This window comes from Bengtsoniella intestinalis, assembly GCF_039719005.1.
Lineage (GTDB): Bacteria > Bacillota > Clostridia > Oscillospirales > Oscillospiraceae > Oscillibacter > Oscillibacter intestinalis.
Map to the genome: position 1 here is coordinate 596,094 of NZ_CP133584.1, position 11,963 is coordinate 608,056.

Sequence of the window (11,963 nt, forward strand, 5' to 3'; positions counted from 1 at the left end):
GGGTTTTTATGTTTAAGTTTTTATTAAGACGAAAAAAGTAGAGGCGGATATCATCCGCCTCTACTCGGGCTCACCTCATATTAGTGAATGGTGACCACACGCACCACATTGAACTCATCCACATAAAGATCAGATTCTTGTGCATACGCATGGGCGGTAGCCAGAGAAATCCAGCCACGGCTATCGTCGTCATACGCCTTGACTTCTTTGGCCACAGTGTATATTTCACCTTGGTAAGAAACAGTGGTCTCGCTGATCCAAGCGCTATTGGGTATATTTTTCAGTCGTGTAAGCTCTTTGACAGCAGCCACTTGTTGACCATTAACACTTGCTACAATACCAATAAAGCTACCAGCATAACTAGAATTCGGGCGCTTAAATGGCCCAACTGTGGTGTCTCCATTGGACACAGACAATTGATGGGAAGAGCTGGTTCCCATTGGCTTGCCTTCATCATCATACTCAGTTTCAGTGGTGGTATCAACCTTAGCCAAACCATAGGTATAATTGTTACCAGTCACATCGTTAAGCACCAAAATATTAACATCGCCACGCCAGTCTTTGCCCACGTAAGTAATTTTATCAGAGTAGACTTTGGTGCCAGGAATTTCGTCTAAGGAGATGGCTCGCAATGCGCCACCTGCTACAGTTTCGTAAATCCGTACATTCTCAGCCAATGCGATTGTCCCCAGCATTTCAGTGCCCAAATCCAGATCATAGGATGTATCGCCCATGATCTTAGACAAACTGATGGCGCCTGCACTGCTAGAGGAAACTCTCACCACTTGACCGTTTAGCTCAGCGGCACGTTGCTCCGTATAACGCACACTGCCAGAAACCTCTAGCCCATTGAACAAGGTAACCGAAGCACTTGTCGTTGTCACAGAGGTGGCAATGCCCACGATATTGCCACGAATGGAGCTACTCACAGCCTCCATAGCGCCTGCCACCTGCATATCCTCGGTGAGGAGAATGGTAATCGATTGGTTCATTTTCAGCTTGGAAAGAGACTCCACAGCACAGGGTAGCACATTGAGTTCCAATCCCATAACTGTGATTTTGCTAGGTGCGCTGACCGTGGGATAACACGAATCATAATACCCTGTCAAGCGCATGTCGCTCACGCGGATGGAGTTGGTCGCAGCGTCGTAAGTCGCCACATCATACGCTTTCAAATCGCCACGGGTAGCCGTCATACCATTTTTATAAATGGTGTATTGGGTGGTTCCAGTCAGGCCTTCAAACCCAGCAGTAGAGCCATTACTACCAATGACCAAAGCATCTTCAGCACTGGTGGCACTCCCCACAAACACATGGTCAACATGACCAGACACCCCAATATGCAGTGTAATGCTTGTGCCTGCGTTTACCCAAGAGAACACATCGCCCCACACCGTTTGCTCTCCATTGCGGAAGACAAGGGTGTCTGCCTTTACGGCATAGCTAGTCCCCTGACTGTCTCGGATGGACAATGCCGTTGCCTCAGACACAGTGATGGTCACACTGGTACCTTCTTGGTCAGGAATAAAGGTCATCACCTTTCCATTTTTATCCAACAACATAATCCCTTGACGTCCGTTGAGGATACCAGAGCTGGTGGTGTTCGCCATTTTATAGGTAATGCCTGTGCCCAGCTGCATAGCGCCAGCGGTGCCATCAGGTGCCGTGGCATTGCTGGAGAGTAACATCGCATTTTCTATCACCGAGGCGGCAATGCCAGAGGCAAAACTACCGCCGTCTTTGGTGTCGCAGGTCAGAAGATTCACCATCAATATGGCAGTTTGCCCACGGGTGATGGATTCGTTGCCAGTGAAGGTCAAATCTTCTAGCAAGCCCACGGTTTTGCCTTGATACAAATAGCCATCAGGCCATACCGCCCCCACGTCTGCATCGCTATAGCCTAGCAAACGCATCAAAATGGTCACCGCCTGCCCTGTGGTGATGGTGGCATCGGGGTTAAAATTGCCATCGGCAAAGCCACCCACCACCCCCAGCCCACGGGAGGCAAGGTTAATATACGCCGCCGCCCAATGAGAGGGACGCACGTCGGGAAACACGGTATAGGTGGCATATTGCCCCAGCTGGTCGGTGGCATTCATGGCAGAGACCACCATTTTGGAAAATTGGGCACGAGTCAGGCTTTCATTGGGACGGTACGTCCCATCGCCATAGCCACCCACCACGTCCATCAATCGCAAGGACTCCACATCCATTGCCAAATCAGGGTCGGAAATATCGCTAAAATAGGCGGCACTGGCGGTAGTGGACAGCACCATCACCAACAAGCTCACTAATAGTAAGATTTTTTTCATAAGTCATTTCCTTCATAATAAATAGTATCCCCTATGTAGGGGGCGGCGTCCTCGACGCCCCGTCGGATTGCTCCGATGATACAGTTTAATCTGCCCGTAGCGCTTCTACAGGCTGTAATTTTGATGCCTTCATGGCAGGGTACATCCCAAAAATCATCCCCAGTGCCACGGATAAACCCAAGGCGCACAACGTGATTTTCACATCAGGGTACACGGCAATTTGAAGCATCATTTGCCCCAGTGCATAGCCACCAGCCATGCCTAGTGCCACGCCGAAGATACCGCCAATGCCACAAATCATCCCAGCTTCAATTAAGAATTGGACGATGATACTTTTACGCTTGGCACCAATGGCACGGCGAATGCCAATTTCACGGGTACGTTCGGTAACGGTCACCAACATGATGTTCATAATGCCAATACCACCAACCAGCAAGCTGATAGCGGCGATACCGCCTAGCACCATGCCCATCTGGGTGTACATATCGCCACTCCCTTCCATCCATTGGTCTTCACTTTGCACCCAATAATCCCCTGTGCCTTGGGGCACAATGCCAGCCAAAAAGCCAGTGAGCCGTGAGGTCACCTCTGTGGCGGCCTCCGTAGACGTGGCCTTCACCAAAAAGTCAGTAGGGGCGGTTTGCCCAAACAGTCGTGTGGCGCTATAGGGGATGACGGCGATGTTATCGTACCAGATGTTGGTTTCATCTTTGGCTTTGTACACACCGATGACGGTGAAGCTTTCACCGTTTAACTGCATATCCTGCCCAATGGGATTGCCTGTACCAAAATAGGTTTTGGCGGCGTTGGCACCTAAAACAATCACTTGGTTGTAGTTTTGCACGTCTAAATAGGCAATGTCTCGCCCTTTTTCAATGGTGAAGTTATTGGCAACCCCATATTGGTCACTGCCAAAGTAAACCGTGGGGGGCATATCCCCCACAACGCCGTCTTGTGTCCACTCATAGCTCATGTTTTGAGAGTTTTTGGTGCCATAGGCCAGACTCCCATAAAAGGTGGTGGTGGGGGTGATGCCCTCCACCAAATCGCCTAATTGGTTCACGTAAGCATACATTTGCTCAAAGGTTTTGTTACTGTTAGCCCCACTTTGAGACCCGTAACTATAAACTGAAACGGTGATACGATTGCGGCCAATGGCGTCAAATTGTGCCACAATTTGTTGATTCATGCCGTTGGCGATGGACACAATGGTCATCACCGAGGAGATGCCAATGATGATGCCCAGCATGGTCAAAAAGGAACGGCCTTTGTTACCAGAAATGGATTTCCATGCCATTTTAATGGCTTGGGTGATATTCATAGCCAATCCACCTCCTGGCGTTGGTCATCCACGATTTTACCGTCGAAAATCCGCACAGTACGACGGGCTTGGGCGGCAATGTCATTGTCATGGGTAATCAAAATGATGGTGCTCCCCTCTTTGTTAAACTGACGGAGAAAGCCCATCACCTCTTTGCCTGTGGTGGAGTCCAATGCGCCAGTGGGTTCATCTGCCATGATGATGGGGGGCTTGGCGGCAATGGCACGGGCAATGGCCACACGCTGCTGTTGACCGCCAGAGAGTTGACTGGGGCGGTTTCTACCACGGTCACCCAACCCCACACGGTCAAGGGCATCCTGCGCCATTTCCAGCCGCTTGCCTCCTGAAATCCCTTGATAAATCAAAGGGAGTTCCACATTTTCTAGTACTGTCAAATCACCAATGAGATTATATTGCTGGAAAATAAAGCCAATTTGTTGGTTGCGGATTTTAGACAGTTCATCGTCTTCCAACGACCGCACATCCACACCGTCTAATAAGTACGTGCCATAGGTGGGAATGTCAAGGCACCCCAACACATTCATCATGGTGGACTTGCCTGAGCCAGACTGGCCTACAATGGCCACGAAATCGCCACGGTCTAAGGTGAGCGACACCCCGTCTAGGGCACGGACTTCGCTTTCTTGCCCTTCGCCATAGATTTTATATACGTCTTGCAGTTCTACAAACATAGATTTAATCCCTTCGCCCATTTAATACATCATGCCGCCCATGTCCCATGAGCTTTGGGTCATCATTTGGGTGAACACTTCCATGCCTTCTTCTACCCCAGATTTAATTTCCACGTTGTAGTTATCGGCAATCCCTGTGACCACAGGCACGGCCCAGTAGCCCTCGGGCACATCTTCTGGAGGATAGGGCAAATCGACGGCATTTTCAGGCCGTTCGCCAGCCACAAACACCACAGTGCCAAAGGATTCGTCTGGCAAGGTAACAGACTTTACACTCTGCAATGGCAGCAACAACACCCCTTGGCTTTGGCTGGCCATCAACGAATAGCTCACATAGCTACCTGTCACCAGTGCACCGTCGTAATTGTCCACGGAAATCACCATGGGGAAGGACGCAACGCCGTTACTAACGTCACTGGTGAGAGACACGCTGTCCACCATGCCACCAAAATAATTGCCCCATTGGTCAATGTCCACCCACATACCTGCTTTCACGAAGGACACATTCCGTTCGTCCACGGTGGCATCCACAATGATGGTATCGGTGTCGGCAATGGTCAAAATAGTGGCGCCAGCGTCAATGCTGTCCCCCAAGCCCACGCTCAAGCCCAACACTGTTCCATTCATAGGGGCCACGGCGCTGGTATTGGCAAGGTTTTCTTGGGCTTTTTCCAAGTCTTCTAAGGCATTGTCCAAGTTTTGTTCAATGGTAAATCGTTCGTTTTCCACATCTTCCCCATCGATGACCACCAAGGTTTGCCCTTGGGTCACAGGCAAGAAATTCACCAGTTTACTGGAAATCACCGTGCCAGACACGGTGGAGGTCAGCTCCCCGGTGCGGTAATAAGCGAGGGTGCCACTTTCGTAAGGATAGGCAGTTTCGCCCCCAATATCCACAGTGGCGGTGGCCACCATGCCATCAGTCAAGGTGCCGGGGTTCTCCACCAGCACATGAACAACAAACAGCTTCGAGCCTTGGTCGGTGATGCGAGAGACCATGTGTACCGCTTCCACTGTACCCGCCAAACTAGAGGTCAAGGCAGGAATCGACACCTGTGCCGTTTGCCCAGTTTTGATTTGTCCTTCATAGGCATAGCTAAAATATAGCTCTAATCGCAAACGTGTATCGTCTGCCAAGGTGGCAAGTGTTTGCCCTTTACTCACCTCATCCCCAGCATTTAACGTCACAACGTCCATCAGCTTGCCAGCATAGCTGGGAGATAGGTTCAAACCAGCCATATCTTTATACAACGCATTGAGTTGACTTTGATATCCATCCACCTCATTTTGCGCGTTTTTCACAGCCGTCACAGCGGCGGCAGAATCCACCACAAACAGTGGGTCACCTGCCATCACCTTGTCGCCATCGCTGACAAACAAATCAAGGACTGTGCCTGCGGTGTTGAGGCTGATGCTCTCGGTGTTTTTGGCTTTGGTGAGGCCACTGCCTTCTACGGTGGCCGTGATGTCGCCACGGTAGACAATATCCGTGACCGCTGTTTGGATAACTTCGTCGGTGTCCTTGGTCACATAATAATAGCCACCGCCAGCCATACCAGCAATCACCAGCAAAGCCACAATACGACGACGCAATTTTTTAGATACCTTCTTTTTCACAGGGGTTTCGTTCATGAAAATACTCTCCTTTAGTCTTCGAACTCGTTCACGAGTATATCATAATTGCATCATAAATAATAATCTTCTCAAAATGATTACAAATGCCCAAGCCACCCCCTAAATTTTGTAACTTTTTGTTTCTATTACTTAAAAACTTTGAATGTTTTCAGTTTGGACATAAAGAAAAAGGATCTATATTTCAATTCCGCCTGCTTTGTAAAATCTAATGATATGGACGTAGGGAACGGTCTCGACCGTTCCGCTTCCCAAGTGAAATCCATCATCAGGAGGCGGAATGGTCAAGACCATTCCCTACATTGTTTATTTTGATTATGCCACTTTAAAATTGTGACACAGCTCTCTCATTTTTCTAGCAATGCCACCACATCTTCCCCATGGGTATCTTTCAAATACACATAATTAAACTCATGGCTCACCTGTCCCAATGTGGTTTGGAACGTTGCCAACTCTGGGTGACTGTTGGCCACCGACTGGTACACAAAGGCAATGCCTTGGCGTGAGCGCACCAGCTGCTTGATCACCTCAAAACTACTGATAAAGGCAGTTTTGGCGAAGGTCTGCAATGTATAATTGTGGCTCAGCAGTAACTGTTCAAACACGGCACGGGTGCCAGAGCCTTCTTCTCGGAGTAAAATGGTCTCCTGCCCCAGTGCCTCCATGTCCACAATTTGCCCAGCGAAGGGATGGTCTTTGTGGCAAATGCCCACTAGCTCTTCTTGTCGCATCAGCTGATAGTCATAGGCGGTTTTGTCGAAATACCCTTCCAGAAGCACAATATCCAAGTCGGTGTGGCGCAATTTTTCTAGCAAATGCTTGGTGTTGTCCACCAAAAGCGACACTTCCACATCATGGCGAGACAACAGCCGTGCCATCATGTCCCCAATGACGTAATCCCCAATGGTTTTGGTGGCACCAAGGCGCAACCGCTTGCGCTGGGGCGCTTGCAGTTTTTCCATGATGGCCATTTGATTATATTGGGCTGTTCGCCCGTACTGCTCCAGCAACTCCCCTGCCGTGGTTTTTTGTAATCGCCGCGCCGTATAGTCAAACAGCTTTTGCCCATAATACTGCTCAAGATACTGAATATGCTGGGTGACAGCAGGCTGTGTCATTTGCAACACCTCTGCGGTTTTGCGATAATTCATTTGGTCGCACAAGGTTAAAAATGTCTCCATCCGATAATCTAGCATAGCACACCTCTACATAATTATAATTTATCAACAGATAATAAATGATTATTTTATTTTATTATACACCTGTGGTATAGTAAAGGCAAGAAAGAAATTGAAGGAGACATTCACCCATGACGCACAACAAATACATTGCCCTTTTGCCCGGTGTGGCGCTGGCACTGGCCATCGCCTTTGTGGCACAATTTTTAGAAGAGCTCATGCCCATCCACCTTATCGGTGGGTCGGTCATCGCCCTATTTTTAGGAATGGTCATCAACCATTTCTGGCACCCCACCACCATCGATAAAGGGCTCAAGTTCACCTCTAAGAAAATCCTTAAATTCGCCATCATTTTGCTGGGTGCATCTTTGAGCATCGGCACCATTTTGACGGTGGGTCGCCTGTCTCTCACGGTGATGGTCTTCACCTTACTGACCTGCTTTGGCGGTGGTTATTTCATCGGCAAAGCACTGGGGCTAGACTGGAAAATTTCCAATCTAATTTCCGCTGGTACTGGCATTTGTGGTGGCTCTGCCATTGCCGCCATCGCCCCTGTCATTGACGCGGAAGACAGCCACATCGCCTATGCCATGTCGGCAACCTTCCTTTTTGACATGGCCATGATTTTGGCCTTCCCCTTCATGGGCAACGCATTGGGACTCAGCGACATGGCCTATGGTTTGTGGGCTGGTACCGCTGTCAACGATACCTCTAGCGTGGTGGCGGCTGGGTATGCTTTTAGCGAAGCCGCTGGTGATTTTGCCACCATGGTGAAGCTGACCCGCACCCTGTCCATCATTCCCACTGTATTGGTCTTCGCGTACATCAACATCCGTGTCAAAGCCAAAGAATCCGCCAATCTCCACAGCGCCATCGACGCTGTAAAGGAAAAAGGCTTGCCATACGAAGTGAGCCAAACTGAACAAATCAACCCTGCCCAGAAAGAATCTATCACTGAAAAAACCGATATTTGGAGCCTATTCCCTTGGTTTATTGTGGCATTCATCGCCCTGTCTTTGGTGAACAGCACAGGCATCATCCCAGTGGCGGTATCTGCTGGCGCCAAGTCTTTAAGTAAGTTTTTGATGGTGGCAGCTCTGGCGGCCATCGGCATGAACACCAGCTTCAAAGACATGAAAAAATCTGGCATTGCCCCCATGGTTCACGGCTTCATCATCTCCGCACTGGTGGTCATCGTAGCCATCACCGTAGAATGGTGTATGGGTTTGGTGTAAGATTATAAACTCATCTAGTGTTCCCTCAAAATGCTTAATCCTTGTAGGGGAGGCTATTAGCCTCCCGCGCAGCAAATGCTAATTGCACGCAAAAAGTCAGGCGAATTCGTAAAATTTTACGAATTCGCCTGACTTTTTTTGTAATTTTAAAGCCAAAACCGCCGGGAGCCCAATGGGCTCCCCTACAAAGATTGTAGCATCATTTTACACTTTTATAGTTTACGCCCTTTACAGTGCCTGTTTCATGGCTTTTACATACTCTGCAATGTAGGGCACACAGTCTGCCCCATGCTGGGCACAGAGCTTGACAATGGCAGAGCCCACGATAGCACCGTCGGAAATACCAGCCATGGCCTTGGCCTGCTCTGGCGTAGAAATCCCAAAGCCAATGGCGCAAGGTGTGGTGGTATTGTCACGGATGGTAGCAATCATATCGGCAAGATTTTGCTCAAAACTACTCCGCTCCCCTGTGACCCCCAGAGAGGACACGCAGTAGACAAACCCTTTGGCCTCTTTTGCAATCATGGCAACACGGTCACTAGAGTTTGGGGCAATCAACGACACTAACTCTAGACCATATTCATTGCAAACAGTTTCAAACTCTGCCTTTTCTTCATAAGGCACGTCAGGTAAAATCACGCCAGCAATCCCCACTTGGGCTGCACGCTTACAAAAGCGGTCAAGACCGTAGGAAAAGAGCACATTGGCGTAGGTCATAAACACCAAGGGAATGGAAATCTTCCCTTGCACCCGTGCCACCATGTCGAAAACCTTGTCGGTGGTGACCCCTGTTGCCAAGGCACGCTCATTGGCGGCTTGAATCACAGGACCTTCGGCAGTGGGGTCAGAAAATGGGATGCCAAGCTCAATTAAATCCGCCCCAACGTCAGCCATGGCGCAAATCAACTGCTCGGTCACGTCCAAATTGGGGTCACCACAAGTGACAAAGGGGATAAAGGCTTTCCCCTTTACAAAGGCTTCTGCAATTATGTTTTTCTCACTCATGAATATCCTCCCCTCTATACCGGGCGATGGCGGCACAGTCTTTGTCGCCACGACCAGACACGTTGATGACAATGATTTGATCCTTGCCCATGGTGGGAGCCAATTTCATGGCATAGGCCACCGCATGGGCACTTTCGATGGCAGGGATAATCCCTTCCATGCGAGAAAGATACTCAAAGGCCACCACTGATTCCTCATCGGTAATCGACACGTATTGTGCCCGACCAATGTCGTGGAGATGGGCGTGCTCAGGGCCAATGCCGGGGTAATCCAAACCTGCGGAAATGGAATACACAGGGGCAATTTGACCGTATTCGTCTTGGCAGAAATAAGACTTCATGCCATGGAATATTCCCAAGGAACCCGTGGCGATGGTAGCGGCAGTTTCAGGGGTATCCGCACCACGACCTGCGGCTTCACAGCCAATAAGCGCAACGCTTTCGTCTTCAATAAAGTGGTAAAATGCGCCGATGGCATTGGAGCCACCACCCACACAGGCCAGCACCGCATCAGGCAAACGCCCTTCTTTTTGAAGGATTTGCTCTTTGATTTCCTTGGAAATCACCGCTTGGAAATCACGCACCATGGTGGGGAATGGATGGGGGCCCATGACAGAGCCCAGCACGTAGTGGGTGTCCACCATGCGCTTTGTCCACTCACGCATAGTCTCAGACACTGCGTCTTTCAGCGTGGCAGTGCCAGAGGTAACAGGATTCACTTTCGCACCCAGAAGGCGCATACGATACACGTTCAGGGCTTGACGCTCGGTGTCTTCCTTGCCCATGAAAATCTCACATTCCATGTCCATCAACGCGGCAGCAGTGGCGGTGGCCACACCGTGTTGACCTGCCCCAGTTTCCGCGATGACACGGGTTTTGCCCATCTTTTTTGCCAGCAGCACCTGCCCCAGCACGTTGTTGATTTTATGGGCACCAGTGTGGTTCAAATCTTCGCGCTTTAAGTAGATTTTTGCCCCACCCAAATCGGCAGTCATCCGCTTTGCCTCGTATAAACGAGAGGGTCTGCCTGCATATTCATTGAACAACTCCGCCAGCTCTTGATTGAACTGAGGGTCATTTTTATAATGATCATAGGCTGTTTCCAGCTCCAAAATGGTGTTCATCAGCGTCTCTGGGATATATTGACCGCCGTGGACTCCAAAGCGTCCTTTTATTGTCATATTCCTCTCACTTTCGATACAAAAAGTTTCATTTTGTTGCCATCTTTATTGCCATCTGTCTCCACACCACCTGACACATCCACCCCATAAGGGGCAAAGGTCAGCGCCTGTTCTACATTTTCTGGAGTTAAGCCACCAGCCAAGAAATAGGGTTTGGTGATCTGCAGCGTTGGCAGTAGTGACCAGTCAAACCGCTCTCCTGTGCCACCAGCGCCATTGTCTAGCACGAAGCAGTCGACGCTGTCCCACTGGGTGAAATCCACCCCGTTTTCCACGGTGACGGCCTTCCAAATGGGGGTGTTTGGGCAGAGTTTTTTCAACTCTTGGATGTAGGCCTCGTCTTCTTGCCCGTGGAGTTGCGCCACATCAATAACGTGCTGGTTCACCAGCCATTCAATCTTCTGTATGCCGTCGTTGACAAACACACCCACAGATTGGATATCAGAGCTGAGCCTTGCTTTCAAGGCTTCCGCTTGTGGCGGTGTCACTTGGCGACGGCTTTCGGCGAACACAAAGCCCACATACTCCACCGCCAACCCATTGGCCCTGTCCACATCTGACAATCGAGAAAGGCCACAAATTTTAATCTTGGTCATATGCCTTTTAATTCTCCTAATGCTCGTTTTTTATCTGCTTCACGCATCAGCGTTTCTCCGATGAGAACGGCGCTGATTTTATGCTGTTCCAAACAGACAATATCTGCTCGTGTTTTGATGCCACTTTCAGAGATAAACACAATATCATCTTCCACCAAATTCCGCAGGTCGATGCTATTTTGCAAATCCAATGCAAAGGTTTTCAGATTGCGGTTATTCACTCCAATGATACGGGCACCGCAGGCCACTGCACGACGGACTTCAGCTTCATCATGGGCTTCAAAAATGGCACTCATACCCAAGTGATTGGCAATGGAAAAGTATTCTGTCAGTTCTTCGTCACTTAAAATGGCGCAAATTAACAGCACTGCACTGGCGCCTAGCACCTTGGCTTGATACACCATGTATGGGTCCACGAAAAAATCTTTGCGGAGCACAGGAATGGATACGGCCGCCACAATTTCCGTCAAATAACGGTCACTGCCCATAAAATATTCTGGCTCTGTCAGGCAGGAAATGGCGCTGGCGCCAGCGGCCTCATAGTCTTTGGCAATTTGCAAATAGGGGAACTCTGGGGCGATGAGCCCCTTAGAAGGCGATGCTTTTTTCACCTCACAAATGAAGGACATCTCCTTGGTTTGCAACGCTTTTTCAAAGACAAACACCCCTTTTGGCAACGCCAATGCCTTGGCCTTCACCTCCTCAAAGGTGACAGTTTCCATATCCTTTGCCACACGCAGCCGTGTTTTCTCTGCAATTTCTGCTAAAATATCACGATTGGTATCGATTATTTTGCCATTGTCGTTGAGCAT

10 protein-coding genes are annotated in these 11,963 nt (G+C 49.5%); 1 reads left to right on the forward strand and 9 read right to left on the reverse strand.

The window, feature by feature from the left end:
• Positions 1-80: 80 nt before the first annotated feature.
• The 5 genes from RFF05_RS03035 to RFF05_RS03055 all read right to left on the reverse strand — a co-directional run bounded on the left by RFF05_RS03035 (position 81) and on the right by RFF05_RS03055 (position 7,153).
• Positions 81-2,312 (reverse strand): S-layer homology domain-containing protein, encoded by a 2,232-nt coding sequence (locus RFF05_RS03035; protein WP_409968956.1) that lies wholly within the window; start codon positions 2,310-2,312, stop codon positions 81-83.
• 85 nt (positions 2,313-2,397) lie between these two features.
• Complete coding sequence (locus RFF05_RS03040; RefSeq protein ID WP_409968957.1) at positions 2,398-3,633, reverse strand: ABC transporter permease; 1,236 nt, start codon at positions 3,631-3,633, stop codon at positions 2,398-2,400.
• Positions 3,630-4,346, reverse strand: coding sequence for an ABC transporter ATP-binding protein (locus RFF05_RS03045; protein ID WP_409968958.1), 717 nt, complete (start codon positions 4,344-4,346; stop codon positions 3,630-3,632). Before RFF05_RS03045 ends, RFF05_RS03040 begins: the two co-directional genes overlap by 4 nt.
• Positions 4,347-5,957 (reverse strand): efflux RND transporter periplasmic adaptor subunit, encoded by a 1,611-nt coding sequence (locus RFF05_RS03050; protein WP_409968959.1) that lies wholly within the window; start codon positions 5,955-5,957, stop codon positions 4,347-4,349.
• A gap of 347 nt (positions 5,958-6,304) precedes the next feature.
• The gene (locus RFF05_RS03055; RefSeq protein WP_409968960.1) at positions 6,305-7,153 is read right to left on the reverse strand and encodes a LysR substrate-binding domain-containing protein; all 849 of its coding nucleotides are present in this window, start codon (positions 7,151-7,153) and stop codon (positions 6,305-6,307) included.
• Positions 7,154-7,266: 113 nt separating this feature from the next.
• Between RFF05_RS03055 and RFF05_RS03060 the strand changes: the two genes are divergently transcribed.
• Entirely contained in the window at positions 7,267-8,370 is a 1,104-nt protein-coding gene (locus RFF05_RS03060) for a YeiH family protein (protein WP_409968961.1), read from the forward strand.
• 228 nt (positions 8,371-8,598) lie between these two features.
• Here RFF05_RS03060 and trpA read toward each other — a convergent pair whose 3' ends face one another.
• From trpA to trpC, 4 genes are read right to left on the reverse strand one after another with little or no spacing between them, the layout of a single operon-like run.
• The gene (gene trpA, locus RFF05_RS03065) at positions 8,599-9,375 is read right to left on the reverse strand and encodes a tryptophan synthase subunit alpha (RefSeq protein WP_409968962.1); all 777 of its coding nucleotides are present in this window, start codon (positions 9,373-9,375) and stop codon (positions 8,599-8,601) included.
• Positions 9,368-10,555 carry a tryptophan synthase subunit beta gene (gene trpB / locus RFF05_RS03070; protein ID WP_409968963.1) on the reverse strand — a complete coding sequence of 396 codons (1,188 nt, stop codon included), beginning with the start codon at positions 10,553-10,555 and terminating at the stop codon, positions 9,368-9,370. Before trpB ends, trpA begins: the two co-directional genes overlap by 8 nt.
• A complete protein-coding gene (locus RFF05_RS03075; RefSeq protein WP_409968964.1) occupies positions 10,552-11,151 on the reverse strand; it encodes a phosphoribosylanthranilate isomerase in 600 nt (199 codons plus the stop codon). The genes trpB and RFF05_RS03075 overlap by 4 nt, the downstream gene beginning before the upstream one ends.
• On the reverse strand, positions 11,148-11,963 hold the full coding sequence (trpC, locus tag RFF05_RS03080; RefSeq protein WP_409968965.1) for an indole-3-glycerol phosphate synthase TrpC: 816 nt from the start codon (positions 11,961-11,963) through the stop codon (positions 11,148-11,150). The genes RFF05_RS03075 and trpC overlap by 4 nt, the downstream gene beginning before the upstream one ends.